General features: G+C 65.6%; 24 protein-coding genes. 7 read left to right on the forward strand and 17 right to left on the reverse strand.

Annotation, left to right across the window (positions count from 1 at the left end; translation table 11 throughout):
- Positions 1 to 44: 44 nt before the first annotated feature.
- Positions 45 to 689 (forward strand): GntR family transcriptional regulator, encoded by a 645-nt coding sequence (locus SP6_RS05685; RefSeq protein ID WP_007403295.1) that lies wholly within the window; start codon positions 45 to 47, stop codon positions 687 to 689.
- Between the two features lie 4 nt (positions 690 to 693).
- Here SP6_RS05685 and SP6_RS05690 read toward each other — a convergent pair whose 3' ends face one another.
- The 3 genes from SP6_RS05690 to SP6_RS20000 all read right to left on the reverse strand — a co-directional run bounded on the left by SP6_RS05690 (position 694) and on the right by SP6_RS20000 (position 4,225).
- Positions 694 to 1,977, reverse strand: coding sequence for an NAD(P)/FAD-dependent oxidoreductase (locus SP6_RS05690; protein ID WP_007403474.1), 1,284 nt, complete (start codon positions 1,975 to 1,977; stop codon positions 694 to 696).
- A 37-nt stretch (positions 1,978 to 2,014) separates the two neighbouring features.
- Positions 2,015 to 3,019, reverse strand: coding sequence for a zinc-dependent alcohol dehydrogenase family protein (locus tag SP6_RS05695; RefSeq protein ID WP_007403535.1), 1,005 nt, complete (start codon positions 3,017 to 3,019; stop codon positions 2,015 to 2,017).
- Positions 3,020 to 3,082: 63 nt separating this feature from the next.
- Entirely contained in the window at positions 3,083 to 4,225 is a 1,143-nt protein-coding gene (locus SP6_RS20000; RefSeq protein WP_126053489.1) for a chymotrypsin family serine protease, read from the reverse strand.
- Between the two features lie 158 nt (positions 4,226 to 4,383).
- On the opposite strand from SP6_RS20000, the gene SP6_RS05705 reads away from it, so the two are divergent.
- A complete protein-coding gene (locus SP6_RS05705; RefSeq protein ID WP_007403333.1) occupies positions 4,384 to 4,599 on the forward strand; it encodes a hypothetical protein in 216 nt (71 codons plus the stop codon).
- A gap of 111 nt (positions 4,600 to 4,710) precedes the next feature.
- Here the strand turns inward: SP6_RS05705 and SP6_RS05710 are convergent, their stop codons facing one another.
- The 3 genes from SP6_RS05710 to SP6_RS05720 all read right to left on the reverse strand — a co-directional run bounded on the left by SP6_RS05710 (position 4,711) and on the right by SP6_RS05720 (position 6,583).
- A complete protein-coding gene (locus SP6_RS05710) occupies positions 4,711 to 5,292 on the reverse strand; it encodes an alpha/beta hydrolase (protein ID WP_007403397.1) in 582 nt (193 codons plus the stop codon).
- Positions 5,293 to 5,369: 77 nt separating this feature from the next.
- The gene (locus tag SP6_RS05715; protein WP_007403572.1) at positions 5,370 to 5,789 is read right to left on the reverse strand and encodes a hypothetical protein; all 420 of its coding nucleotides are present in this window, start codon (positions 5,787 to 5,789) and stop codon (positions 5,370 to 5,372) included.
- Positions 5,790 to 5,974: 185 nt separating this feature from the next.
- Positions 5,975 to 6,583: a TetR/AcrR family transcriptional regulator gene (locus SP6_RS05720; protein WP_082052430.1), complete on the reverse strand. Its 609-nt coding sequence runs from the start codon at positions 6,581 to 6,583 to the stop codon at positions 5,975 to 5,977.
- A gap of 181 nt (positions 6,584 to 6,764) precedes the next feature.
- Here SP6_RS05720 and SP6_RS05725 point away from each other — a divergent pair, with 181 nt between their 5' ends.
- Positions 6,765 to 9,101 (forward strand): bifunctional diguanylate cyclase/phosphodiesterase, encoded by a 2,337-nt coding sequence (locus SP6_RS05725; protein ID WP_007403361.1) that lies wholly within the window; start codon positions 6,765 to 6,767, stop codon positions 9,099 to 9,101.
- Here the strand turns inward: SP6_RS05725 and SP6_RS05730 are convergent.
- The 6 genes from SP6_RS05730 to SP6_RS05755 form a co-directional block, all read right to left on the reverse strand.
- The gene (locus SP6_RS05730) at positions 9,065 to 10,468 is read right to left on the reverse strand and encodes an amino acid permease (RefSeq protein WP_007403619.1); all 1,404 of its coding nucleotides are present in this window, start codon (positions 10,466 to 10,468) and stop codon (positions 9,065 to 9,067) included. The two genes, SP6_RS05725 and SP6_RS05730, sit on opposite strands and share 37 nt — an antisense overlap.
- 35 nt (positions 10,469 to 10,503) lie before the next feature.
- Positions 10,504 to 11,214 (reverse strand): GntR family transcriptional regulator, encoded by a 711-nt coding sequence (locus SP6_RS05735; protein ID WP_007403264.1) that lies wholly within the window; start codon positions 11,212 to 11,214, stop codon positions 10,504 to 10,506.
- Positions 11,214 to 12,128: a dihydrodipicolinate synthase family protein gene (locus tag SP6_RS05740; RefSeq protein ID WP_007403542.1), complete on the reverse strand. Its 915-nt coding sequence runs from the start codon at positions 12,126 to 12,128 to the stop codon at positions 11,214 to 11,216. Before SP6_RS05740 ends, SP6_RS05735 begins: the two co-directional genes overlap by 1 nt.
- A gap of 71 nt (positions 12,129 to 12,199) precedes the next feature.
- A complete protein-coding gene (locus SP6_RS05745) occupies positions 12,200 to 14,008 on the reverse strand; it encodes a DUF885 domain-containing protein (protein ID WP_007403567.1) in 1,809 nt (602 codons plus the stop codon).
- A gap of 10 nt (positions 14,009 to 14,018) precedes the next feature.
- Positions 14,019 to 15,029, reverse strand: coding sequence for an Ldh family oxidoreductase (locus SP6_RS05750; protein WP_007403399.1), 1,011 nt, complete (start codon positions 15,027 to 15,029; stop codon positions 14,019 to 14,021).
- Positions 15,026 to 17,401 carry a glycoside hydrolase family 127 protein gene (locus tag SP6_RS05755; RefSeq protein WP_265415864.1) on the reverse strand — a complete coding sequence of 792 codons (2,376 nt, stop codon included), beginning with the start codon at positions 17,399 to 17,401 and terminating at the stop codon, positions 15,026 to 15,028. Before SP6_RS05755 ends, SP6_RS05750 begins: the two co-directional genes overlap by 4 nt.
- 101 nt (positions 17,402 to 17,502) lie before the next feature.
- Between SP6_RS05755 and SP6_RS05760 the strand changes: the two genes are divergently transcribed.
- On the forward strand, positions 17,503 to 20,247 hold the full coding sequence (locus SP6_RS05760; RefSeq protein WP_007403228.1) for a DUF5695 domain-containing protein: 2,745 nt from the start codon (positions 17,503 to 17,505) through the stop codon (positions 20,245 to 20,247).
- On the opposite strand, the gene SP6_RS05765 is transcribed toward SP6_RS05760, so the two are convergent.
- Positions 20,193 to 20,669, reverse strand: coding sequence for a (deoxy)nucleoside triphosphate pyrophosphohydrolase (locus SP6_RS05765; protein WP_082052431.1), 477 nt, complete (start codon positions 20,667 to 20,669; stop codon positions 20,193 to 20,195). The two genes, SP6_RS05760 and SP6_RS05765, sit on opposite strands and share 55 nt — an antisense overlap.
- A gap of 31 nt (positions 20,670 to 20,700) precedes the next feature.
- Here SP6_RS05765 and SP6_RS05770 point away from each other — a divergent pair, with 31 nt between their 5' ends.
- From SP6_RS05770 to SP6_RS05780, 3 genes are all read left to right on the forward strand, one after another.
- Positions 20,701 to 20,895 (forward strand): Flp family type IVb pilin, encoded by a 195-nt coding sequence (locus SP6_RS05770; protein ID WP_007403580.1) that lies wholly within the window; start codon positions 20,701 to 20,703, stop codon positions 20,893 to 20,895.
- A 125-nt stretch (positions 20,896 to 21,020) separates the two neighbouring features.
- On the forward strand, positions 21,021 to 21,194 hold the full coding sequence (locus SP6_RS05775; RefSeq protein ID WP_007403557.1) for a Flp family type IVb pilin: 174 nt from the start codon (positions 21,021 to 21,023) through the stop codon (positions 21,192 to 21,194).
- Between the two features lie 172 nt (positions 21,195 to 21,366).
- Positions 21,367 to 21,540: a Flp family type IVb pilin gene (locus SP6_RS05780; protein ID WP_007403416.1), complete on the forward strand. Its 174-nt coding sequence runs from the start codon at positions 21,367 to 21,369 to the stop codon at positions 21,538 to 21,540.
- Between the two features lie 51 nt (positions 21,541 to 21,591).
- On the opposite strand, the gene SP6_RS05785 is transcribed toward SP6_RS05780, so the two are convergent.
- From SP6_RS05785 to SP6_RS21605, 4 genes are read right to left on the reverse strand one after another with little or no spacing between them, the layout of a single operon-like run.
- On the reverse strand, positions 21,592 to 22,542 hold the full coding sequence (locus SP6_RS05785; RefSeq protein WP_007403457.1) for an acetyl-CoA carboxylase carboxyltransferase subunit alpha: 951 nt from the start codon (positions 22,540 to 22,542) through the stop codon (positions 21,592 to 21,594).
- 13 nt (positions 22,543 to 22,555) lie between these two features.
- On the reverse strand, positions 22,556 to 23,455 hold the full coding sequence (locus tag SP6_RS05790; protein WP_007403543.1) for a tyrosine-type recombinase/integrase: 900 nt from the start codon (positions 23,453 to 23,455) through the stop codon (positions 22,556 to 22,558).
- Positions 23,452 to 25,296, reverse strand: coding sequence for a hypothetical protein (locus SP6_RS05795; protein WP_267884185.1), 1,845 nt, complete (start codon positions 25,294 to 25,296; stop codon positions 23,452 to 23,454). The genes SP6_RS05790 and SP6_RS05795 overlap by 4 nt, the downstream gene beginning before the upstream one ends.
- A complete protein-coding gene (locus SP6_RS21605; protein ID WP_265415862.1) occupies positions 25,280 to 25,414 on the reverse strand; it encodes a hypothetical protein in 135 nt (44 codons plus the stop codon). The genes SP6_RS05795 and SP6_RS21605 overlap by 17 nt, the downstream gene beginning before the upstream one ends.
- Between the last annotated feature and the right edge of the window lie 35 nt (positions 25,415 to 25,449).

The following is a 25,449-nucleotide window of genomic DNA, read 5'->3' on the forward strand; positions in this document are numbered from 1 at the left end:
ACGGAATTACAGGCTCCTCCCGGCCTGTCGGCACGAGAGATATCATGAGCCTTGTCGTTCGCACCCTGTCCGAACAGATTTTCACGATCATCCGCGAACGGATCATCAGCGGCGACCTGCCCGAGGAACAGCCGATCCGTCAGGACGCGCTGGCCAACGAACTGGGGGTCAGCAAGATTCCACTGCGCGAGGCGCTGGCACGGCTGGAGCAAGAAGGGCTGCTGACGAGCCAAGCCAATCGCGGCTTCTTCGTCCGCTCGCTGGGTGCGGGCGAGGCGGAGGAGATCTACGAGCTTCGCCTGTCGATCGAGCCCAATGCCGCCGCCCGCGCCAGTCGGGTCGCCACGCCGGCCGATCAGGCCGCGGCACGTGAGGCGCTTCATGCGCTCGACGTGGCGGCGCATGAAGCCCTGCACGACGTCGCGCTCCAAAACCGCGCTTTCCATCTGGCGCTGGTCCGGCCGCTGGGCGCCGCGCTGACCTTTCAGCTGATCGAGCGGTTGCAGGTGCTGGCGGAGCGTTATGTGATCCAGCATCTCAAGCCCGCCGGTCGCGAGGACCGGGCGCATGAGGAACATCATGCACTGCTCGATGCCTGGCTCGCGCGTGACGAGGCGCGTGTGGCTGGGCTGCTGACCGACCATATCGGCGCGACACTGATCGACCTGCGCGCCCAGTTGGCGCACTGACGTACTATCGACCCGCTTGGCGAACGACCGGGGTGGTAATGATCCGCGCGCCGCGCCGATAGGTCAGATAACGCCACAGCCATTGCAGGCTGACCCGGATGCGCTGTGCGAAATTGACCAGCAGCACGACATGGACGATCGCCCACAGCATCCAGGCAGGATAGCCCTTCATGTGGAACCGGCCGAAATCGAAGATCGCCGCGTGGCGGCCGATGATCGCGGCATTGCCCCGATTGTGAAAGCGGAAGGGCTTCGACTTCTGCCCCTTGGTCAGTTCCGCGCGCAAAGCCTTGCCCAGATAATTGCCCTGCTGCTGCGCGACCTGCGCTAGGCCCGGCAACGGACGACCATCCTCGTCGAGGCAGGCCGCGACATCACCCAGCGAATAGACATTCTCCAACCCCTCGACGGTCAGGTCGGAGCGCACCGGCACACGTCCGCCGGGGCCGGGCTCGATGCCGAGCAACTTTGCCGCCCCCGTCGGCGCCACGCCCGCACCCCATAGAACCGTGCAGGCCGGGATGAACTGGCCTCCCGCGGTCAGTCCTTCGGCAGTGATCGATTCGACCGGCATGTCGGTCATGACCCGAACCCCCAGCTGGCGTAGCGCGCGTTCGGCATAGGTGGCGAGATCGTCCGGGAAGGCGCCCAGGATACGCGGTCCGCCCTCGATCAGAATGATCTTCGCGGTCTCGGGCCGGATACGCCGGAAATCGGAGGTGAGTGCATAGCGGGCCAGCTCGGCGATCGACCCCGCCAGTTCGACCCCGGTCGGCCCGCCGCCGACCACCACGAAGGTCATCAGCGCTTCGCGATCGGCCGCACTGTCACGCTCGGCCTCCTCGAACGCGCTCAGGATGCGCGAGCGGATGACCCGCGCCTCCTCGATCGACTTGCACGCCGGGGCCACCGCGCGCCACTCGTCATGCCCGAAATAGCTGCTGGTCGAACCGGTCGCCATGACGAGCCGATCGTAGCTCAGCGTTTCGCCGGTCGACAGTGCCACCTGTCTGGCACCGGTATCGACGCCAGTCACCTCGCCGAGCACGACGCGAATATTGGAGTAGGGACCCAAGACATGACGGATCGGCTCGGCCACATCGGCGGGCGACAGTGCCGCCGTCGCGACCTGATAGAGGAGCGGCACGAACAGATGATAATTGTTGCGGTCGATGACCGTAACGCGGACCGGGGCCCCGCCCAGTTGTCGAGCGGCCGCCAGTCCGCCAAAGCCGGCACCGACAATGACGATATGCGGCCAATTCGGATCAACGAAATCCTTTGCCATGGAGCCTCGGGTCCCCTGATTCGTCATGGCGCGCTCCCTACCATGTTACCGCGATCTTGCCGAAATGACTTCCGCTCTCCTGATGCCGAAAAGCATCGACGAGCCCTTCAAGCGGGAAACGACGATCGATCACCGGACGGATATCGCTGGTGTCGAGGGCACGGACGAACTCCTGCTGCATACGCCGGCTGCCGACGATCAGGCCCTGCAATCGCGCCTGCTTGGCCATCAGGGCGGCGGTCGGAACCTGCCCCGAGACACCGGTCAGCACACCAATCAGCCCGATATGGCCGCCGATGCGAACCGCATCGATCGACTGGGCAAGCGTCGCCGGGCCGCCGACCTCGATCACATGATCGACTCCGCCATCGGCCCAATCATGGACCTGTCGGCCCCATTGCTCCTGTTCGCGGTAATTGACGGTAAAGTCCGCCCCCAAGGCCCGCGCCCGCTCCAGCTTCTCGCCGGAGGAGGACGTGACCGCCACGCTGGCGCCCATGTGCTTGGCGATCTGTAGCGCCCAGATCGATACCCCTCCGGTGCCGAGCACCAGAATCCGGTCGCCCGCCTTCAGCCCGCCATCGACGACCAGGCTGCGCCATGCGGTCAAGCCGGCGGTCGTGATGGTCGCCGCTTCGGCATGATCATAGCCCTGGGGCGCCCGGGTAAAGGCGGTGGCCGGCGCGACCACCGTTTCCAGCGCATAGCCGTCAATGCCGTCGCCCGGTACCGTGGCAAAGTCGCCGACCCGCGGCGGACCTTCCAGCCAGCCTGGGAAGAAGCAGGACACCACGGCATCGCCCACCGCCAGTTCCGTCACCCCGTCGCCGATCGCTTCGACTAACCCGGCGCCGTCGGCCATGGGAATCCGGCCATCTTCGGTCGGCATATTGCCCGACACGATGCCATAATCATGATAGTTGAGCGAGGTGGCGTGCAGCCTGACGCGGATCATGCCCGGCCCGGGTGCGCCAGGATCGGGCCGGTCGACCAGACGCAGGCGATCGAGTCCGCCGGGCGCGTCGAGGATCATCGCTTTCATAACACTCTCTTCCTGATGTCCGCTGATGCCCTGGCCAACGCGGCGGCGGTGCCATGCGATCCCTCAACCGATCGCCAGCGACCATCCGCTGGGCAGGAAATCGAGCGACATATAGTAGTAAAAGGCACAACTGCCGTCGGCGCGATAGCTGCCGCCCTTGACGATCCCGAATGCGGTTCCGCCCAGAAAGACCGGGCCGCCGCTGTCGCCGCTGCGACAGGTCGGGCCGCGCACCGCCACCCAGGTCGGGGTGCAGCCGCCCCCGCACAGATCGCCCGCCGGTGCGAAATCGGGTAGCCAGACCTCGGCACAGCTATAGCCGGTGCGCTCGCCGCGATGGCAGACGATGTCCCCGGCGCGGGTCGAGCGCCGCGTCCGTTGCCCCTGGACGCGGCGCTGCACGGTCTTGGCGGTATCGCTCCAGAATAACGGCGCGAGCGGCAGCGCACCCCCCTGAAGCTGCACGTCCTGATAGCCCCAGCCCCATTGCCCCATAAAGGTCAGCGGCGGGGCGCTACTGCCGCCATCGGCCCAGGACAGATTATCCGGGCAATGCGCGGCGGTGACGATCGCGCTTTCACCGGCCCGCCGCACGACGAAACCGCTGGTACAGGCATAGCGGCGACCGTCACCCGGATCGACACCGACCAGCCGCCCGCCCCCGTGAATATCCGCCATATCCTCATCGGGCCTATCCAGCGTCGCGATCCGCACCGGCACGCCCGTCAGTCGGCCGATCCGGTCGCGCAGCGCATCGCCCGGCTCGGCCAGCGCATCGGCACGGCCGACCATCACCACCAGCGCGCCGATCCGCGGGTCGATCCCGATCCCTGGCGGCTGGGTCAGCGAGCCGCGAATCTCGGTCTGATAGAGCGCCGCCGCCATGACGAGTTGCTCATGAGTGGCATAGGCGCCCGTCCGAAAGCGGATGAGCACCGGCGCCCCCGCAATCGAGACGGTGCGGTCTGCAACCGGGCCATCGCCGGTCAACAATATATCGATACGGAAGGGCGCATGACCGACCGAGAGCCCTGCCAAGCGGCCGGCAAATTCGGTCTTCAATGCGTCGGTGACAGGGACCGAGGCTTCCTGGATTTCCAACTCGCGCAAAGCCTGCCCCGGCGACAGGCCGGACACCGTCGCATAGCTGGCGGCATCCAACGCCAGCGCCGCCTGGGCATCCAGCGGCGCGCTATCCTGTGCCATGGCCGGTATGGCCACGGCGATCCACAAGGCCGCACAAAGCCCGAAAGCCCAGCTATCACGCGCCCAAGAAGAGCATGGCTTATATCCCATTAATTCAGTATGTATTTATGTTGCCAAGCCCGATCCAAGCCGGGCGGCACGACAAGGGGACCGAGTTCATGTTGCGACGTTACGCCTTTCGATTGATCCTTCTGGCCTCGGTCGCACCGCTTGCCGGTTGCTCCCCTACCGGGTCGACCGCTGATACCGCGACCGAGAATGCCGCGACGCTTTCGCTGGGTAATGACGATACGTCATTTACCGACAATGACTCGGCGATCAATGACGCGCTGGCTAGCAACGAGTTCGACGCGAACGCCGCCACCGCGCGCTGATTTTTCCGGGGAGGGGCCGTCCGGCCCTTCGCCAATCCTGCCTCGCCAAAGGAAGCTCCCAGCGGCGATCACCTGGCCCGGCGGCCCCCCGCCGGGCCAATTTTTAATAGATCAATGCTCGGACAGGCCGAGCGTGCGCAACAGCCTCAGGTCCTGCTCGACGACACCGGCGGACAAGCGCTCGATCAGGCGCTGTGCCTGACGCCACATGCCGGTCGCCATCGGCGGAGTCGCGGGGGCGTGGAGCAGATGCCCGCCACAGCTACGCGCCAGTGCACCGCCATGGTCGGCCGGATCGACGATCAGCGAGGGGAACGGCAGCGCCGAATCGGGCGACGCGAACAATTGCCCGCTCGACCGGTCGAGCAGATCGACGGAAGGCGGGTGAAACAACAGGGCGCCAGCGACCTTGTCGACATATTGGCTGGGCGACAGTCTCGCCCACCAGATCGCGGCGAGGCATGCCGCATTCTCCGCGACCAGCAACACCGCGCGATCCGCCTGCGCCACCGCTTGATCGAGTCGACTCGCCCAGACGTTGCGCGCGTCCCGATTTTCGCCGTGGAATGGCAGTTGCACATCACCCGATCGCGGCCAGGCAAAGCTGGTTTCCCAGGGCAATGGCCCTTCCCGCCCCGCCATCGGCAGGGTGATGATGGACAGGGGGTCCTTCAGACGCAGTTCGGCCGGCATGGTCAGCTCCGTCTCTGATCCCCGCCAAGCTACGCCGATTGACCGAAAGGGCAAGGGGCTTCCGCCGTGGCGAAGGATCAGCCTGCCGTGGCGACTCGGGCGGCTCGGCGCGAACCGGCCAGCGCGACGCCGATGCTGTCGACCATCAGTTCATATTGATCGGGCGTATAGCCCGCGGCCAGGAACGCGCGCACTTCGCTCGAGGTGACGCTATAGCCATGATGCCAGCTCAGCACCGCCATCCGGCGCAACGCCTCCAGCGACGGGTCGGCAAGGCGGGGATTGCGCGTTTCGCCGAAGATCGTCGCGAACGCACGCGTCAACCGACTGGGCTCTCGCAGGCTGGACAGACGGTCGCGCCGGGCGAGTGCCACGACCTGCCATTCCAGCGCCGACAAGCGCGCGTCCGGACGAACCGCATTGGCGCCCTGCTGTGCGGTCGCAGCGCCGACTGCACTGATTGCCGCGCCGATTTCCTGAAAAGCGACATAGGCCATGACACAACCCCTTTGCTGCCGCGCGACATCCCTCACGCCGAACGCATCGCCCGGCGCCGTCGACGGCCAGGCCGCCGGCTTTCATGTCTCGCCAAATCCACCATCAGAAGGCTTGGACGCCTTCAATACCAATCGGTATATTAATGGATTGAAAGGTCGTCAAGCACTTTCATACCGGCCGGTATTTATCGCGATGGCCACAACGCAAGGCCGGTATCGACGAGGCGTTCAAGCTCCTCGCGCGTCGCGCCGGATCCGGCCTGCACTGCCATCCCCTGGAACAGGGCATAGAGATATTGCGTCAGCCCCTCGGGTTCGACATCGTCGCGCAGGTCGCCATCGTCCTTGGCACGCTGGAACCGGGCCAGCAGCGCGGCCTGCGACGAAGCACGGCGTTCCAGCACGGCGGCCTTGATCGATTCGGCCTCTTCGCCACACGCCACCGAATGGATCACGCCCAGGCACCCTTGCGGTTCGCCCTTATGGGTCTGCGCATCCAGCGCCCCGCGAAGCAGATATTCCGCCACGCCGCGCGCCGTCGGCTGCTCCAGCGCGTCGCGGATATAGGCCAGCTTCTCGGCCTCATAGAGGTCCAGCGCTTTGTGAAAAAGGGATTCCTTGTTGCCGAACGCCGCATAAAGGCTGGGCTTGGTGATCCCCATCGCCTCGGTCAGGTCCGCCATTGAGGCGCCCTCATAGCCCTTGCTCCAGAATACACGGAGCGCTGCGGCCAAGGCCTGATCGGTGCAAAATTCGCGGGGGCGCCCTTTGCACGCGGGCGGGTGATTTTCCATAACGCTCAGTATAGAATTCGTCGGGCCGTTTGAAAACCCCTGCTGAAGCCGTCGCCGCGGCGCGGTCCGCCCGCGCCGATCGTAGATCGCGCCGTTTCCGATGGATTTGGCCGAGGGGGCTTAAGATCGGGTTGATCATGTCGTCCTATTCTTCGCAGATCGCGGGAAAATAGGCCGATCCATGTTCGATATCATCGGATGCATCACCAACGATCATGATCCATGGATGGTGGGCCTGGCGGCGACCATCTGCCTCCTCGGGCTGACCGCTTTGTATCTCCTGCTGGTCCGCGCCGAGGAATGCATCGAAAATCGGCGACGTAGCTGGACGGCGATCGCCGCGCTGACGGCGGGCCTCAGCATCTGGTCCACCCATTTCCTGGCAATGCTGGCCTATCGAGGACGCTTCCCTATCGATTTCGATCTTTGGCTGACCATGGTGTCGGCGGCGGTGCCGGTCGCCGGGATATGGGCGGCGCTCACCTTCGACCGACATCGGCAGACGCGGCCGGTCGTCATCGTCACCGGCCTGATCCTGTCATTCAGTGTCGCGGCGATGCATTTCGTCGGCATGAACGCACTGATCGTGCAGGCGCGCATCCACTATGACGGGATCGCCATCGCGCAGGCGCTGGCGATCGGTACGCTATTCCTGACCCTCTCCATCTGTACGCACCGGCGGCTGGGCGGCTGGGCCCGGATCATCGTGCCGGTGGCCCTGGGTGCGCTGGGCATCGTGACGCTGCATTTCGGAGCGATGGGCTCGACGACGTTGATCCCCGGCGGAGTCGAGGTCGGGGCGTCATCGCATCTGATCGAGCGCCACATCGTCTCACGCGCGGTGATCATCGCCATGGCGCTGATCGTCCTGACCATGATCGCCGCCGCCGTGATCGACCGGCTGCTGACCGACCTGCGTGGCCTCACCGGGGCGACACGCGAGGGCATCGCGATTCTGAAGAACGGCCGTATCATCGAGGCCAATCCGCGACTGGCCACGCTCTTGGGCACGACCACCGCGCAACTGATCCGAAGCCGCCCGGAGGATTGGCTCGAAGCTTCGGACGGCGCGCCATTGATGCTGATCCCCGACCGCCCGGCCGAGGCGCGCCCGCATGGCGTCACCGATTGCTGTCTGGAGATCGCCACCCATGAGATCGAATATCGCGGCCGCCGCGCCATCGTTCTGGCAATCCGCGACCTGACCGAGGAACGACGTGCCCAGAGACAGATCGCGTTCATGGCGGTCCATGACCCGCTGACCCGCCTGCCCAATCGCGCCTATTTCAGCCAGGCACTAGAAACCGCCATCACCCAGGCCGATCAAAAGGGTCCGTTCGCGCTGCTCGCGCTCGACCTGGACCGGTTCAAGGCGGTCAACGACCTGTTCGGCCATGCCGCCGGCGATTCGATCCTCTGCCGGGTCGCCAGCATTCTGACCGATGCCGTCGACGAGGCGAGCGTGGTCGCCCGGGTCGGCGGCGACGAATTCCTGATCCTTCAGCGCGGTATCGACGGGGCCGAAAAGGTCCAGCGATTGACCGAGACGATCCTGAGCAGTTTCGCCGCCGAGATGGACCTCAGCCGCGATCCCATGGCGGTTGGGGTCAGCATCGGCGTGTCGCTGTTTCCCAAGGATGCGGCCGACGCCGATACGCTACGCCAGAATGCCGATGTTGCGCTGTATCGAGCCAAGATGAGCGGACGGGGCACCGCGTCCTTCTTCGACCATGAACTGGATCAGACGGTGCGCAACCGCCGCGCGCTGGAGCATGATCTGCGCCATGCGCTGCTGCGCGATCAGATGCGGTTGGTCTATCAGCCTCTGGTCGCCACGGGGGGCGCCGCGATCATCGGCTATGAGGCGCTGCTGCGCTGGGAGCATCCCGAACGGGGTGAGGTTGTCCCCGACGATTTCGTCCCGATCGCCGAGGATACCGGCATCATCCTGCAACTGGGCGAATGGGTACTACGCGAGGCGTGCCGCACCGCCGCCTCATGGCCGGCGCCGATGACGCTGGCGGTCAATGTCTCGCCCATTCAGTTCCAGATCCCGAACCTCCCCGAAATCGTGTCCCGTGCACTGATCGATAGTGGGCTGGCGGCGGGTAGGCTGGAACTGGAGATCACCGAGAATGTCCTGCTCCATAACCGCGAATCGACGCTGAAGACGTTGCACGCGCTGAAGGCGATCGGCGTCGGCATCGTCATGGACGATTTCGGCACGGGCTATTCGTCGCTCAGCAACCTGCGCTGCTTTCCGTTCGACAAGATCAAGATCGATCGCAGCTTCATCTCCGGCGTGACCGATGACGAGGCCGCCCGGTCGATCGTCCGGGCGATCGTGGGCCTGGGCCGCAGCCTCAACCTGCCGGTCGTGGCCGAGGGGGTCGAGACAGTCGAACAGCATCGCATGGTGCTGGAGGAAGGATGCCCCCAGGCTCAAGGCTTTCTGTTCGGCTGTCCTGGCGAAGGCCCCGTTTATGCCGCGCCGAGCGCGCTGCGCCGACGCCCATAGACGAAGTAGAAGGCCAGCCCCGCCAGGTTCCAGATCACGAAGCGGACAATCGTCGTGCTGGGCAGGCTGAACAGCAGATAGAGACAGCCCAGAATGGCGAGCGTGCCGACCAGATAGGGCAACGGGCAGCGGAAAAGCCGCTTGGCATCGGGCGCCTTGCGCCGCAGCACCATCAGACACGCCCCCACCGCGATAAAGGCGAGCAGCGTGCCGGCATTGGCCAGCTCGGCGATCTCGTCCAGCCGGAAGATACCCGCAACGATCGCGATCGAAATGCCGGTGACCAGCGTGATCCGCGTCGGCGCACCGCTCCGCTTGCTGACGACGGCCAGCGACTGGGGCAACAGGCCGTCACGCGCCATGGTGAAGAAGATGCGGCTCTGGCCGTACATCATCACCAATATGACCGAAGGCAGCGCGACCACGGCGGCAAGCGCAATCAGATGCGCGGCGGTCGGCTGGCCCAGCGAGCGCAGGACCAGCGCAAGCGGCTCGGGCGAATTGGCCAGTTGCAGGAAGGGCAGCGCGCCGATCGCGGCCACGGCGACCGCCATGTAGATCAGCGTGCAGACCAGCATCGAACCGACGATGCCGATCGTCAGGTCGCGGCCTGGATTCTTGGCCTCCTCGGCCGAAGTCGCGACGGCATCGAACCCGTAAAAGGCGAAGAAGACGATGGCAGCGGCCGCCATCACCCCGCGTTTGGCCCCGTCGATCTCGGTCGCGACGAAGCCGTAGGGCATGAAGGGATGGAGATTGTCCGAATTGAAGGCCGGTAGAGCGAAGGCGACAAAAACGCCCAGCGCCACCAGCTTGACGATGACGAGAATGATGTTGAGCGTCGCGCTTTCGCGCGTGCCGGCAATCAGCATACCCATCACCGACAGTGCGACGACCACCGCCGGCAGGTTGATGATGCCACCACCATGCGGACCCGACAGCAGCGCCGGCGGCAAATGCACGCCCGCCGCCTGTATCCAGCCGACCAGATAGCCCGACCAGCCGACCGCCACGGTCGAGCAGGCCAGCGAATATTCGAGGATCAGGCTCCACCCCACGACCCAGGCGATGGTCTCACCCAGTGCGGTATAGCTGAAGGTATAGGCGCTGCCCGCAGCAGGGATCAGCGTGGCGAGTTCCGCATAAGCGAGCGCGGCACAGGCGCAGACCGCGCCGGCGATGGCAAAGGCCAGGATGACGGCCGGCCCGGCCCGCTCCGCGCCGACGCCGGTCAGCGTATAGATGCCCGTGCCGACGATCGCGCCGACACCCAGTGCGATCAGATGGGGCCAACTGAGCGTCTTGGCCAGCGTCTGCCCCTCGCCATGCTGGGCAGCGCTGCCCAGCGGTTTGAATGGTCCGAACATGAAAGGATAATCCCCCGCCCTAACGGTTATGATCTCTAGCTGACGGGCCCAAACCCGCCTTTCAGGTCCGACAGCGTGGACCGGATATGCCCATCAAGCAATGCCTGAAGCCGATCGGCGTCGCGCGCCAGAAAGGCATCGAGCTGTTCGCGATGCTCTAGATGCGCGCGCGCGTCACGTCCCGCCGGTTGCAGATGCGCGACCACGTAGCGCTCGGCCAGCACCGCCAGTTGTCGAATGATCTGGACCGTCAGGGGGCGACCGATCGGCCGGACCATCGCCATATGGAATTGGCGATTGCACAGCGCGACGCGCGGCAGATCGCTGGTCGCCGCCTGATCCAGCGCCTCGAATTTGGCGATCAGCGTGGCGCGGTCTTCCTCGCTGGCGACCACCGCCGCGCGCGCCGCCGCCCCCGGCTCGAGACGCAGGCGCAGTTCGTAGATTTCCTCGGCCTGTGCGGCGGTCATCGCGCCGACCATATAGCCGCGATTGGCCGCGCTCTGGAGCAGCCCCTCCTGCTCCAGCCGCGCCAGGGCCTCACGCAGCGGTATCTTGCTGACGCCGAGTTCGGCGGCCAGCGCATCCTGGCGAATTGGCCGGTCTCCGGGCAGCGTCCCCGCGACGATCCGTTCGCGGACGATGCCGAAGATGCGATCCGCCAGCGTCTGTACCACGATGACGCCCTCGCCCCGCCGCCGGCCATCGGCCGACGGAATGGCAGCGGGCGAGAGCGTCGTCGCCATTAGGCGGCCTTGCTGAGGCCCAGGGTCGGGCGGGTCGCGGCGGCCTTTTCGACCATCGCGATCACCTCGGCGCGGCGCGCGCCTTCCAAAACGTAACGCGGCGGCAGCACGCGCTCCGAACCACGACCCATGACCTGCTCGGCCAGCTTGATCGACTGGACTAGGTCATGCTCGGCATCGAGGTGAAGCAGCGGCATGAACCAGCGATAGATCTCCATCGCCTTGGCATGATCGCCGCGCTCGAACGCCGCGACCAGCTCGACCGACTCCTTGGGGAAGGCGTTGGTCAGGCCCGAGACCCAGCCCTGTGCGCCCAGATACAGACCTTCGAGCGCGACGTCGTCCAGACCGGCGAACAGGACATAGCGGTCGCCGAACGCGTTGCGGAAGTCGGTGAAGCGGCGGGTATCGGGGGCCGATTCCTTGACCGCGACGATGTTCTTCACGTCGATCAGCGCTTCCAGCACGGTCTGGTCGATGACCGTGCGGTACGCGGGCGGGTTATTGTAGAGCATGATCGGCAGGCCGGTCTGATCCGCCACGCCCTTGAAGTGGTTCACCAGCTCATGCGCCTTGGGCACATAGACCATCGGGGGCAGCAGCATCAGGCCGTCCGCACCGGCCTTTTCGGCCGCCTGCGCATAACGGACGGCGCGGCGGGTGTCATATTCCGAGCAGCCAGTGATGACCGGCACGCGGCCCGCCACCGCCTCGACGATCGCGGTCAGCACCGTGACCTTCTCGTCATAGTCGAGCGAGTTGTTCTCGCCCACCGTGCCCAGCGCGATGACGCCGGTCACGCCGTCCTTGACCAGATCGTCCACGACCCGCTGCGTATCGGCGAGATCGATCGACAGATCCTCCCGCACCTGGGTCGTCACCGCGGGAAATACGCCACGCCAGCCGATGCTCACAGTCTGTCTTCCTAGTCAGTTTTAGATACTGTATACTTTTTAGCGATGTTCTTACGCTAGGTCAATCGCGATCATTCTTCGTCGGGATAGGGGCCCTTGCCCCCTTCGGCGATGAAGCGATCGGTCCGCGCCTCGATCACCGGCAGCGGGACATAACCGAGTTGCAGCATCGCGTCGTGCCAAGCGCGGATGTTGAATTTTGGGCCCAAGGCCTTCTCCGCCTTGGCGCGTGCCCGCTGGAAGGCGAGCTGCCCCATATAATAGGACAGCGCTTGGCCGGGCCATGCGATGTAGCGATCGACCTCCGTCTCGATCTCGTGATCCGACAAAGCCGTGTTGTCGTGCAGATAGGCCTGAGCCTGTTCACGGGTCCATCCCAGCGCATGGATGCCGGTATCCACGACTAGCCGCGCTGCGCGCCAGGCCTGATAGGACAACATGCCGAACCGGTCATAGGGCGTCTTGTAGAAGCCCATATCCTCGCCCAGCGCCTCGCAATACAGCGCCCAGCCCTCGCCATAGGCCGACAGATAGCTGTCGCGACGGAAAGCCGGCAGATCCTTGTTCTCGGCAGCCAGCGGCATTTGGAAGGCATGACCCGGCGCGCTTTCATGCAGGGTCAGCGCCGGTAGCGCATAGAGCGAGCGCGACGGCAGGTCATAGGTATTGACCAGATAGATGCCCGTCCCCCCGCGTCCCGCCGTGTAGAAAGGCGCCAGGTCGGCCGGCACCGGCTTGATCGCGAAGCGGCTGCGCGGCAGGCGGCCAAACCAGTCCGAGGCAATCCCGTCAAAGCTCTTGGCAAACCATGCGGCACGGTCGAGCAGTTCCTGCGGTGTCTTGGCATAAAATTGCGGATCGGTGCGCAGGAAGGTCAGGAAGGCCGGAAAGTCGCCTTTGAACTTCACCTCCTTCATCACGCCGTCCATGCGCGCGCGGATACGCTTCATCTCGGACAGGCCGATCGCATGAACCTGCTCGGGCGTCATGTCGGCGGTGACATATTCGCGAATTTTGGAGCGGTAATAGGCCTTGCCGTCGGGCAGATCATAGGCGGCCGTGCTGAGTTGCGCATGCGGGATATAGTCAGTGCGCAGGAAGGTGAGCAGCTTGCGGTGCGCGGGCAGCACATTGTCGCGGATCGCCGCCTTTGCTTCGGCTCGCAGGGCAGCAGCGGTGGCGGCCGGGATGGTCGCAGGCATGGTGCGGAAGGGCGCATAGAAGGGCTGGTCCTCGCCCGTTCCGGCATCGACCACCTGCGCGACGCCAATATCGCGCCCCTTCAGCGTGATCGCGGGCGGGGTAAAGCCGCGCGCCACCCCGGCGCGCATGTTCGCGATCTGCTGATCATAATAGCGGGGCATCGCACGCAGCATCGCGAGATAGTCGCGATACTGGCTTTCGCGCGTGAAGCTGCCGCGTGCCCAACCTGCCAGATTGCCCCAGAAGCTGGTGTCGGCGTTCAGCGGCTTTTCATAGTCGCGAAACCGCTGCGCGGCGAGCAGCGCGTCGATCTGCCCCTTATAGACCATATAGTCGATACGGGCGTCGGGCGAGAGCGTGGCGGGATCGGTCGCGTCCAGCGCCTTGGCCGTCGCTTCCCACCGAGCGAGACGCGCGGCCTGCGCCGGCGGACCGACATCGGGCAATTGCCGCGAGCCGGCGCTGCCACTGTCCTCATCGGCCGCATTCTGGTTGATCCGCCACTTATATTCCGCCTCCGACAGGGCACGGAAACGCGCATCGGCCCCTTGCCCGGCCTTTGCCTTCGCCGGGGTGGCGCGCTTTTGCGCCGGATGGGGAACCGCGCCGACCAGGGCGGGCACCAAGAGCAACGATGCGCCAGCGAGCAGGCGCGTCATAATATTGGTCATGCTCATACCCCTTTGCTCAACCTTCCAGTGCTATGACGTCGCGGTGCAGATCGGCCGGGATCACCACCCCGTCCGCCAGCGATTGCGCACGCGCGGCGTAGCGGCGCGATGAGGGCAAACGTGCCCCCTGCCCCGTGATCGCACCGAACATCGCCTCCGCCCGCGCCTGATGCTCGGGCAGAAGATCGCCCAGGAACCCCTTGGGATCAATTGCGATGATGAGCTCGCCGCCCAGCGGCGAACCGCCTCGACCTTCATCCCAGTCGATCGATTCGCGGCTGGTCATATCGCCGATCAGCGGCCCTGCGAGCAGTTCGACCATCGCAGCGAGTGCCGATCCCTTATGCCCGCCAAAGGTCCGCATCGCGCCCGACAGGATCGCAGCCGGATCGGTGGTCGGATTACCTTGCGCATCGACGCCCCAATCGTCAGGGACCGTCTTGCCGGCGCGGCGATGCAGCTCGATCTCGCCGCGGGCGACCATGCTGGTGGCAAAGTCGAACACAAAGGGCGGCCCGTCCGGGCGCGGCCAGCCAAAGGCGATGGGATTGGTGCCGAACACCGGCTCCGCTCCGCCCGACGGCGCGACCCAGGCATGGCTTGGCGTGAACGCCAGGGCGACGAGCCCGGCCTCCGCCAGTTCTTCGACCTCGGGCCAGAGCGCCGCGAAATGAACGACATTGTTTAGCGCCAGCGCGGCGATGCCATGGGAACGCGCCTTTTCGATGAGCGCGGGCTTGCCGGTCTGAAAGGCAAGCTGCGCGAACCCGCCACCGCCCTCCACGCGAACCAGCGCCTTTGCGGGATGCGAGAGGACCGGCTCAGCGTCCGGCACGACCACACCCTTGCGGATACTGGCGACCGCGACGAGCAGCCGATAGATGCCGTGCGAGGCACATCCGTCGCGCTCGCCGGCCACCATCGTCTCCGCCACCGCCTCGGCATGTGCCGGCGCCAGCCCGGCGCCTAGCAGCTTGGCACGGGCGAGCGTTCGCAATTCATCCAACGTCATGGGAACACCGCTCATGCCGTCACACCCTTCTTGGCGGTGAACAGCCGCATGCCGAAGATCGGCCCCGCGCTGCTGCGATCATGCGGGACGACACGAACACGGACCGTCTGCTTACCCTGCGTCAGGGCCGCAGGAAGCGGATATTCGACGTCGAAAAACTCGCCTGGCTTATCGTTTTCAAGATGTTGGGTCGCGATCTTCACATTGTCGACTAGGATGTCGAAGTCGCGCTTGCGCTCATCGCCCCAATAGGTCGCCTGGAGCACCAGCGGGCCCGGCTTCACCGCCATAGTGAACTCGAAATAGCCGCCCGATCGGGCATCGCGCCCCTGCCGCCCACGATAGGATACCGGGTAGGAGATTTCCGAGGTAAGCTTATGATCGCGCTCGGGTTGCATCTCTCCCAGATGCATGACGTCGACCGACCGCGCGGCAATGTCGCGGGCGCGAGCTTGCTGTGCCAGGAACGCCGCCTCCTCGGCCTTCCAGCCGCCTTCGGTGAAACGCTTGAAATAGACGGCGCTGCGGCGATCATATTGGCTGAAGAAGGGCACGAAGGTCAGATCGGCTGGACGGAACACCCCGCTGGCCAGATAGCGTGCCGCCGCCGGATCCGTGGCACGGAACGCGGTCAGTGGATTGGCGCCGACCATCGCCGGATCGGGAGAGTCCCAGGGCGTGGTGGTCGGGCCCAGATCGGCGGCCATCACCATCGGCCCGCGCACCACCGCGACCACGCTGTCATCGCCCGGCGTCGGTTCGACCCGCAGGTCGAGTGGCAGGCGGATCGCCACCGTGTCACCCGTCTTCCACCGCCGATCGACGACCGCATAGCCGCGCTCGAACACCGGCGTCACCGGCTGGCCATTGACCTCGACCGCCGCCTGGCCATTCGCCCAGCCTGGGACGCGCAACGCAACCGGGAAGCGACCCGCGCGGTCCAGGCGGCTGAAGGCCAGCTTGGCGGCCCCGTCCATCGGATAGGCGGTGTCGAGGGTCACGACCGCCCCGCGCTTGTCCCAACGCGCCTCGGCGGGAATGTAGAGATTGACGAACAGCGTATCGCCACCCTGCCAGAAGATGGATTCGCCATGCTTGGCATGGCTCTCCATCCCCGATCCGACGCAGCACCAGAAGGCATCGTCCTTGTCGGTCGAAAACTCGCGCGCCATGCCGGTCATCAGCGGCGTCATGTACGTAAAGCCGGCATGCACCGGATGCTGCGCGGCCATGACGTGGTTCAGATGCGCGCGTTCATAATAGTCGAACAGTCGGCCATCCGGCTGCCAGCCATAAAGATGCCGGGTCAGCTTGAGCATGTTGTAGCTGTTGCAATGCTCGCAGGTCTGTTCGGTGATATGGCGCGCGATGGTATCGGGTTCGGAGAAATATTCGCGATCGGCATTGCCACCGATGACATAGCTGTGATGGCCGGTCACGTTTTCCCAGAAGAAGCGTGCCCCCGCCGCCGGGGCCGGCGCGGCGGTGATCTCATGGATCCGCGCCAGCCCGATCAGCTTGGGCACTTGGGTATTGGCATGGAGATTGGCGAGCTGGTCCTTGCCCGCGACGAGCGGATCGAGAACCTTGTTGTCATAGATGCGCTCGGCCAGCGCCAACCATTGGCGATCCCCGGTACGCTGATAGAGTTCGGCGAAACTCTCGTTCAGCCCGCCATATTCGCAGCCAAGCACGTCCTGCAGCCGGGCATCATCCAGCGCGGCGAAGACCCGCGCGAAATAGCCGCCGAGCTTGACCGCCACGTCCAGCGCCTGGGCATTGCCCCAACCGCCATGAATGTCGAGCAGCCCGGCGAACAGCTTGTGCACCGTATAGAGCGGCGACCAGCTACCGTTGAGATCGAAGCCCCCCGACTTGATCTTGCCGGCCATGATCTCGTGGAAGATTTCCTCGCCATCGACGATCGTGCCATCGGCCCGCTTGCGGCCCAGTGCGCCGACATAGCCGGTGCCGCGCTTGGCTTGGGCCTCGGCCAGTTCGGAGACGATATAGTCGGCCCGGCGGCGCATTTCCGTATCGCCGGTCTGCTGCCAGGTCAGCACCAGCGCCGACATGTAATGGCCCAGCGTATGCCCCGCGATCGTGTCGCTCTCCCACCCGCCATAGATGGGCGCCTTGGGCTTCAACCCGGCATAGAGACGGAAATTGTGGAGCAGCCGATCGGGGTCGAGACGGTAGAGATAACGCCGGTTGGTCTCCACCGCCGTCGCGTAGATGGAGGGACGCAACCGGACCGCCGAGAGCGGAAATGGTTCGGCCTTGTCGGGCAGGATCGCCCCCGCCGCCATCGCCTTTGCCGGTACCGCCCCCACCATCGCCATCGTCGCCGCACCGCGCATCCATTCGCGCCTGTTTGCCTGCCGCATCTTGATCTCCCCGAAATACTGTATACCGTATCGGCTCATTGGGAGGGGGTCAATCGTCAGCGCGTGACATGTCAATACCCCGAAAGATGAAGGACTTATCCATGCGCCGCCTGCCGTTTCGCTATGTGCCCCTGAGTCTCGCAACACTCGCGATCGGTGCGATCGGCCCCGGCGGCAATTCCTCGGCGGTCCCCAAGAAAGCAGCGGCGGCACGTTCGCCGTGGAAGACCATTCGGGTCGGCGGTTTCAACCTCAAACTCGATCCGGTCAGCCAGACGGCGCGTGGCCTGTCGCCGGCGACGGGCGCCGATTTCGATTTCCTGCCGATCGGCCGGGCACGCGAGCGGGCCGGCAATGGCTACAATCATCTGGGCGATATCCATGTGCGCCTGCGCAGCGGCGATGGGCCATGGCAGGATTTCTCCTCATCGCGTCAGCGCCGCCCCGTTCATATCCTGCCGGCGCGTGGCGACGTTATGGCCGCCGCCAACATCACCGCATCGATGGGAAGCGGCCTTCCGCTGCGTATCGTTCGCGAATGGGTGAAGGAGGGAAATGGCCCTGCCCTGCGCTTCACCCTGACCAATACCTCATCGCAAGCGGTGGAGATCGGTGCCCTCGGCATGCCGATGACGTTCGACAACATCATCACCGATCGCAATCTGGAACAGGCGCACGCCCAGGCGAGCTTCGCCGATCCCTATATCGGCCGCGATGCGGGCTATGTTCAGGTCACGCGGCTGAACGGCGCCGGCCCTGCCCTGCTGGTCCTGCCTGGGCGCGCCACGCCGCTAGAGGCCTATGTCCCCATCCCCACGCTTCGCGAGACCGGCGGCAAGGCGGTGATCGTCGAGGCCAGTCCCCGCGCCCAGACCTCGGAAGGCTTTTACGATTGGACGGTGGCCAGCGCCGCTTATGCCCAGACCGACTGGGCCAAGGCGGGCAAGCCCTGGAACGATCCGACCAGCATCCGCCTGGCACCGGGCGAGAGCCGTCAGATCGGCCTGCGCTTCGTCACCTCGCCCAGCATCCGGGCGATCGAACCCACTTTGATGGCCGAACAGCGTCCCGTGGTCGTCGGCGTGCCCGGCTATGTCGTGCCGACCGATATCGACGCCTCGCTGTTCGTGCGCGCGCCCTCGGCCATCACCGGCATCGAGAGCTATCCGGTTGGCGCGCTGGCCGTCGAAAAGCAGGAGGGCAAACCCGGCTGGACCCGCCTGGCGGTGCGCGGGCAGCAATGGGGCCGGGCGCGGCTGACCCTACGCTACGCGGATGGCACCGCGCAGACGGTGCATTATTTCGTCACCAAACCGCTCGAACAGACCATGGCCGATCTCGGCCGCTTTTCGACCACGCGACAGTGGTTCGAGAAGAAGGGCGATCCCTTTGGGCGTTCACCCGGCATCCTGACCTATGATCGCGAGGCGAATCGGATCGTCACCGCCGATCCTCGTGTGTGGATTTCGGGGATGAGTGACGAGGGCGGCGCCGGCAGTTGGCTCGCCCCGATCATGAAGCAGCTCGACAATCCCGATGCGGGCGAGATCGCCAGGATCGAGCATATGGTCGACGAAACCATCGTCGGCCGCCTTCAGGTCGCCGACGGCCCTCATGCCGGCGGCGTCAAGAAGAGCCTGTTCTACTACGACCCTGCCGCCTTCCCGAACCTGTATCAGCCGGCCAAGGACTGGCAGAGCTGGACCTCCTGGAAAAAGGATCAGGCCGACGATCTGGGTCGCGCCTATAACTACCCCCATGTCGCGGCCGCGCACTGGGCGCTGTATCGCATTGCGCGCAATCATCCCGGCCTGACGCGGGTGCATGACTGGCAATGGTATCTGGACCATGCCTATCAGACGATCGTCGCGATGATGCGCGACGCACCGCATTATGCGCAATTCGGTCTGATGGAGGGCGATGTCTTCGTCGACATCCTGACCGACCTGAAGCGCGAAGGCTGGACGCAGCAGGCCGCGACGGTCGAAGGATTGATGAAGGGCCGCGCCGATCATTGGCGCACGCTGCGCTATCCCTTTGGCAGCGAGATGGCGTGGGACTCGACCGGTCAGGCGGAGGTCTATGCCTGGATGCGCTATTTCGGCTATGGCCCGCAGGCCGACGTCACCCGCGAAGTGATCCTGGGCTATGATCCGTCGATCCCGCATTGGGGCTATAACGGCAATGCGCGCCGTTACTGGGATTTCCTGTACGGCGGCAAATATCCGCGGCTGGAACGACAGATCCATCATTACGGATCGACCCTGAACGCCGTGCCTTTGTTCGATTCCTTCCGGCGCAATCCCGGCGACATGCATCTTCTGCGCGTCGCCTATGGCGGCCTGATGGGCGGCATTACCAATATCGACCAGGACGGTGCGTCGTCGGCCGCCTTCCATAGCTGGCCAGACCGGATGCAGTGGGACCCGTATAGCGGCGATTATGGCATGGGCTTTTTCGGCCATGCCTATGCGGCGGCGACCTATCTGGTGAATGATCCGGCCCTGAGCTGGCTGGCCTATGGCGGCAACCTGCTCGGCACGGGCGACACGATCCGGATCGCGCCCAAGGACGGCGCCCGCAGCCGGCTGTTCATCGCACCCGCCGGACTCTGGCTGACGCTGGAGGCCGGCAAGATCGCCGAGGCGCGCTATACCCCGGCGACCGGAGAAGTGCGGCTGGTCTTCGATCCCGCCAATCCGCAAACGCCGACCGCGCGCCTGTTCGTCGAAACCACGACGCCGGGCGGCCGGACCTATCGCCCGGACGGGGGCACGTTCGAACGGGGCGGTTACAGCATTCCGCTTTCGCCCGGCGCGTCGGTCATCGCGCTGAAGCCGAGATAAGCGCGCAACTGACGGACGAGCGGACCATCGGCCGGGGGCATGGGCCATGCCTCCATCTCCTCCGGCCGACACCAGATCAGGCCGTCCGCCTCCAGGGCGCGCGGCGTTCCCGACCAGCCGCGAATGACATAGAGCAGCAGGAGCAGATGGCGGTCGGCCAGCGGCTCGCTGGCAAAGCCGGCGGCCTCCAGCGCGGCCGGCGGCACGGTGATATCCAGCTCCTCTTGCAGTTCGCGGATTAGCGCGCCCTCGGGTGTCTCGCCGGGCTCCAACTTGCCGCCGGGGAACTCCCACAAGCCGGCCAGCGCCTTGCCCTGGGGGCGCTGCTGTAACAGCACGCGGCCCGCATCATCCACCAGCGCGGCGGCCACGACGGGGAATAGCGGGTGTCCCTCCGCCCGCATTCGATCCTCGACAGTCATTATTAACCTTTATCTATTAGCATTCGCACCGATGAAGATGCCCTGGCCTCTGTTCAAGCTGGTTCGCGCTATCGGGACCGACCGTCGAGGCGCCACGGCCGTCGAATATGCCCTGATCATCGCGTGCATCATGCTGGTCATTTTCGCCACGCTGTCGCAAGTCGGCGTCAATGTGGCGGGCGTCCTCAGCCATCTGGGCGATCAGCTAAAGTCCGCGACGAATTAGGCTATTTGTTCCGGACCGGCCGAAAATTAAATATTCCTCAACCAGTGCGCGGCTACATCCATCGCTGCTGACCGGCGCTCCGGTTCAGCCGGGTGATCTGCAGATAGAGACGAACGGAGACCGGAATGAATACCCTTCGCAAGATGGTGAAGAACAACAAGGGCGCGACGGCCATCGAATACGGCCTGATCGCGGCTCTGGTCGCCGTTGCGGCCATCGCTGGGATGAGCAAGCTGGGCGGCAGCCTTGGCACCGCCTTCAATACCATCGGCGGCAAGCTCGACACCAACGTCAAGTAATGATGTCGGCCATGGGGGATCGATGACATGACACCGGCATCAGCCTCCATCGCCTGAATAAAAGGCGGATGCGTCTCCCGCGCATCCGCCTTTTTCACGTGTGCGTCACCCGCAAAGCGTTTCCGCCGCGGCCCTGCGGCCGGATCACCGTTTCAACAGGGGAGTGAAGAATATGGCTTCAATTCGGAAGATCATTCACAACCGTAAAGGTGCGACCGCCATCGAATATGGTCTGATCGCAGCCTTGATCGCCGTCGCGGCGATCGCCGGCATGAGCTCGCTCGGCGGCAGCCTCGGCACCGCTTTCAATACGATCGGTGGCAAGCTCGACACTCACGTCCAGTGAGCAGCTAATATCGAATGACGGGTGGCGGGCAACGCCACCCGTCATCAGACCTTACAAGCGGCCCATCGCCAGGAATTTGGCGGCGCGCCCACGCTTCAGTTCGTCGCGGCCAAGCCCCTTCAGCTCGCCCAGCGCCTTCTGGATCGCATCGCCCAGATTGGCGATCGCTCCCGCCGGATCGCGGTGCGCACCACCGACCGGCTCGGTCACGATCGTGTCGATCACACCGAAATGTTTCAGGTCCTGCGCCGTGACGCGCATCGCCTCGGCCGCGTCGGCCGCCTTGTCGGCGGTACGCCACAGGATCGAGGCGCAGCCTTCGGGGCTGATCACCGAATAGACGGCATGCTCGAACATCAGCACGCGGTTGCCCGCCGCCAGCGCCACCGCACCGCCCGATCCGCCCTCGCCGACGATCGCCGAGACGACCGGCACGCCGGCCGCCAGACACGCCTCGGTCGAGCGCGCGATCGCCTCGGCCTGGCCACGTTCTTCGGCCTGGATACCGGGGAAGGCGCCCGACGTATCGACGAGCGTCACGATCGGCAGGCCGAAGCGATCGGCCAGCTCGACCAGGCGAATCGCCTTGCGATAGCCCTCGGGCTTGCCCATGCCGAAATTGTGGCGGAGCCGGCTGGCGGTATCCTCGCCCTTTTCATGACCCAGCACCATGACGCGCTGCCCGCGAAACTGCGCGAAGCCGCCCATGATCGCCTGGTCGTCGCCAAAGGCGCGATCACCAGCCAGCGGCACGAACTCGTCGAACAGCCCGGCGACATAATGTTTGAAGTGCGGACGCTGCGGATGGCGGGCGACCTGCGTCTTCTGCCACGGGGTCAGCTTGGCGAAGGTATCGCGCAGCAGCTTGTCCGACTTGGCCTGAAGTTTGGCGATCTCCGCGCCGATATCCACCGCGCTGTCGGCGGTCGTGTCGCGCAGTTCGTCGATCCGGCTCTGCAGCTCGGCGATCGGTTTCTCGAAATCGAGGAAGCTCGTTGACATAATAGCGTAGCGCCTAGGGGTGCTTTGCCGGAAAATCAACGAGCGGGTGGCGGGCATTGACCAGTTCGACCAGTTGCGTCGCCTCGACATGGGTGTAGATTTCGGTCGTGGCGATGTCGGCATGGCCCAGCATCGCCTGCACCGCGCGTAGATCGGCGCCGCCGCCGAGCAGGTGCGTGGCAAAGGCATGGCGCAACACGTGTGGGCTCACCCGGTCGGGCGGAATGCCCGCTTCCGCCGCTAGCGCTTTCACCAGTTGATAGAGGCGGATGCGCGACAAATGCCGCTTGCCGCCGGGGAAAAGCCAAGCTTTGTCGGTAGGCACATGAACCCGCCACGCTGCAACGGCCGCACGCGCGCGGTCCGAGATCGGCACCATCCGCTCCGCTCCGCCCTTGCCCCGCAGGATCAGGAAAGGGCGATCGGGATGGATCGCGTTGCGCGGCAGGGCGACCAGTTCGCTGGCGCGCAACCCCGATCCGTAGAGAAGCTCTATGAGCGCCGCGAGCCGCAGGTCGTTGGGCGCCGGATGCGCCACCCCGATACGCTCGCCGATCGCGGCGAACAGGCGATCGATATCCGCATGGCTCAGCACCTTGGGCAGCGAACGGCGTTGGCCCGGACGCGGCAGGGCGCTGGCCGGGTCGTCGACGCGCAGCCCCTCTTCATGCAGAAAGGCATAGAAGCGCCGCAGCGCCGCCGCCTTGCGCGCCACGGTCGTGGTCGCCAGGCACGCCCAGCCCTCTGCCAGCCGACGCAGCGCCGCTTCGTCCGCCTCGGCCAACCCGCCCATCGCCTCGCCCGCCAGCGTCAGGTCGGAGCGATAGGCGGCGATGGTATTGGCCGCCGCACCCGCTTCCGCCGCCATCATCTCGAGGAAACGGTCGACGAGCGCGCGGTCGTCGCCGGTCATGCTCGCGCGATCGCCTCCGCCGCGATCATCCGGGCCTCCGCATCCAGTCCGACCGAGCGTAGCGCCTCGACGATGCGATAGAGCGCCTGGGGCGGCACGCCGCGCCACGCGCTGGTCTGCATCCCCACCGCGCTGAGCAGGACGACCATGCCGGTCCGGCCATCGGCCACCGCCTCGTCCATGGCCTCGGTCCAGGCGTTGCGCTGGCCTATCCGCACATCGAGTGCCTCGGCCCCGCGTTCGATATCAGTACGCGACAGCCGGCCGAGCCCCGCCATGCCGGCGAAGAACAGCCGCTGCTTCAGCTTCACATCACCCGACCCGGCATAGTTGGTGATCACATCATAGCCGACGCTGTCCTGATGATCGGGATCGGCCAGCGTGATCATGGCCCAGCCGTCGCTCGCCGGCTTGACCGCACCGGCCCACCGCGCCGCGCTGCGGTCCAGGCCGGCGGAGAGCATTGAGGCGACCAGTTGGTCCGCCTCGTCACGGTCCCATATCACCGGCAACCGCGCCGCCACGCGGGCGGTTAGGATCAGGCGGCCATAAGGCGTACGCTCGCCGCTGCCCCACAAAGACCGGATCGCGCTGAGCCGCGCGCTTTCGTCATTGCCGGCATAGGCATTGGCCAGATCATTGGCGATCGCGGACTGGGCGCGACTGGCCTGGTCATTGTCGGCCAGCCCCGCATAGAAATCGACCAATGCGGCATTGGAAAGAACGCCCAGGCTGGCCGCTTGGTCGACCATGGCCGCCCGGTCCGTTGCGGCAACCGCGGGCGAGGTCGACAGCCAGCCGCGCACCTGTGGCCCGGCATAGGAGATGTAATCCTCAGGGATCGTCACCCCGGTCGCGGTCGACAGGCCGAAACGCCAGGTCGTCAACCGATCGGCCCCGGCCCATTCGACCGTCACCGCACGCCGCCCATTGGCGCCCGAGCCCATCAGCTTCTCGGCGAGCTTCAGATCGAAATCGTCGGTGATCCGCTGGCGGCGCACTTGCCGCAGCAGCGTGCTCCCCCGCGACGCATCGCCGACCAGCGCGGCACACATCGCCTGCGCGACGCGGTAGCCGCCCAGCCCCGTCACCGCCGTGCCGCGATCGGCGAGCGGGCACAGCCCGGCCGGGTCGCTCGACGCGAGCAGCGCGTTTATCGCCACCTGATAGAGTTTGGGCGTGTAATTGCCGGCATCGACCGACTGGACCACGGCGCGCGCCACCTGTGCCTCGCCCATGCGCAGCAGCAGCCAGGCACGCTCGGCAGCGAAATCGGCCCCGTTCACGCCGCGCGGCGTCTCCATATGCGCGGCCAGCGTGCGGCGGAGCAGGATCGACATCCAGCGCGACGGCAAGGGCGCCGACAATCGGCGCATCAGGACTTCGGCGACGCGCCCGTCGGCGCCGGCGAAGACATCCGCCCCCAACGCCCCTTCACGCGGCCCCGCCGGCCCCACCACCGCCAGCGAACGGCGGGCCGAGGCGGGCAGTTCATATTCGGCCAGCGTCGCCGGATCGATCACCGGGGTGGGCGTCGGCGATGGCGTCGGCACCGGGCCCGGCACCGGCGTGGCGAGCGAATCCAGCAACGCCCCCACCGCATTGGCAGGGGTGGGACGCGGCGTGGGCGAAGTCGCGGGCACAGGCGCCGCCGCTCCGCTCGGTGCCGGCCGGGGCGTGGCACGCGGATTCGCAGGGGCCGGCGACTGGCCGAACCCGGGTGGTAATAGTGATTCGGGGCGGTCCTGCGCCGCGGCCAGTGCGGCCGCGCCCGCCATCAGGAGTGCGACGGCCCTGGGCAGATGGCGAAAAGCGCGACCGCGCTTATTGCAGGTTGCCAAGCGAGACCGCCTTTTCGACCTGGGTCGTCGGCCGCTCGCTCGCCCGGCCGGACAGGAAGAAAAGCCCTCCGACGATGATGACAAGCAGGATGATAAGCGAAACGACCGTACGGGACATGGAACGCAAAACCTTATAATGGACCCGTGAAAGCC

The organism is Sphingomonas paucimobilis NBRC 13935, assembly GCF_000739895.2.
Lineage (GTDB): Bacteria > Pseudomonadota > Alphaproteobacteria > Sphingomonadales > Sphingomonadaceae > Sphingomonas > Sphingomonas paucimobilis.

Coding starts and splice junctions, on each gene's coding strand:
- SP6_RS05725 (WP_007403361.1), top strand. CDS start 6,765: ATGTTCGATATCATCGGATGCATCACCAACGATCATGATCCATGGATG.
- SP6_RS05735 (WP_007403264.1), bottom strand. CDS start 11,214: ATGGCGACGACGCTCTCGCCCGCTGCCATTCCGTCGGCCGATGGCCGG.
- SP6_RS05745 (WP_007403567.1), bottom strand. CDS start 14,008: ATGAGCATGACCAATATTATGACGCGCCTGCTCGCTGGCGCATCGTTG.
- SP6_RS05785 (WP_007403457.1), bottom strand. CDS start 22,542: ATGTCAACGAGCTTCCTCGATTTCGAGAAACCGATCGCCGAGCTGCAG.
- SP6_RS05705 (WP_007403333.1), top strand. CDS start 4,384: ATGTTGCGACGTTACGCCTTTCGATTGATCCTTCTGGCCTCGGTCGCA.
- SP6_RS05750 (WP_007403399.1), bottom strand. CDS start 15,029: ATGAGCGGTGTTCCCATGACGTTGGATGAATTGCGAACGCTCGCCCGT.
- SP6_RS05790 (WP_007403543.1), bottom strand. CDS start 23,455: ATGACCGGCGACGACCGCGCGCTCGTCGACCGTTTCCTCGAGATGATG.
- SP6_RS21605 (WP_265415862.1), bottom strand. CDS start 25,414: ATGTCCCGTACGGTCGTTTCGCTTATCATCCTGCTTGTCATCATCGTC.
- SP6_RS05710 (WP_007403397.1), bottom strand. CDS start 5,292: ATGCCGGCCGAACTGCGTCTGAAGGACCCCCTGTCCATCATCACCCTG.
- SP6_RS05775 (WP_007403557.1), top strand. CDS start 21,021: ATGAATACCCTTCGCAAGATGGTGAAGAACAACAAGGGCGCGACGGCC.
- SP6_RS05695 (WP_007403535.1), bottom strand. CDS start 3,019: ATGAAAGCGATGATCCTCGACGCGCCCGGCGGACTCGATCGCCTGCGT.
- SP6_RS05685 (WP_007403295.1), top strand. CDS start 45: ATGAGCCTTGTCGTTCGCACCCTGTCCGAACAGATTTTCACGATCATC.
- SP6_RS05765 (WP_082052431.1), bottom strand. CDS start 20,669: ATGACTGTCGAGGATCGAATGCGGGCGGAGGGACACCCGCTATTCCCC.
- SP6_RS05760 (WP_007403228.1), top strand. CDS start 17,503: ATGCGCCGCCTGCCGTTTCGCTATGTGCCCCTGAGTCTCGCAACACTC.
- SP6_RS05755 (WP_265415864.1), bottom strand. CDS start 17,401: ATGCGGCAGGCAAACAGGCGCGAATGGATGCGCGGTGCGGCGACGATG.
- SP6_RS05730 (WP_007403619.1), bottom strand. CDS start 10,468: ATGTTCGGACCATTCAAACCGCTGGGCAGCGCTGCCCAGCATGGCGAG.
- SP6_RS20000 (WP_126053489.1), bottom strand. CDS start 4,225: ATGGCACAGGATAGCGCGCCGCTGGATGCCCAGGCGGCGCTGGCGTTG.
- SP6_RS05780 (WP_007403416.1), top strand. CDS start 21,367: ATGGCTTCAATTCGGAAGATCATTCACAACCGTAAAGGTGCGACCGCC.
- SP6_RS05690 (WP_007403474.1), bottom strand. CDS start 1,977: ATGGCAAAGGATTTCGTTGATCCGAATTGGCCGCATATCGTCATTGTC.
- SP6_RS05720 (WP_082052430.1), bottom strand. CDS start 6,583: ATGGAAAATCACCCGCCCGCGTGCAAAGGGCGCCCCCGCGAATTTTGC.
- SP6_RS05715 (WP_007403572.1), bottom strand. CDS start 5,789: ATGGCCTATGTCGCTTTTCAGGAAATCGGCGCGGCAATCAGTGCAGTC.
- SP6_RS05770 (WP_007403580.1), top strand. CDS start 20,701: ATGAAGATGCCCTGGCCTCTGTTCAAGCTGGTTCGCGCTATCGGGACC.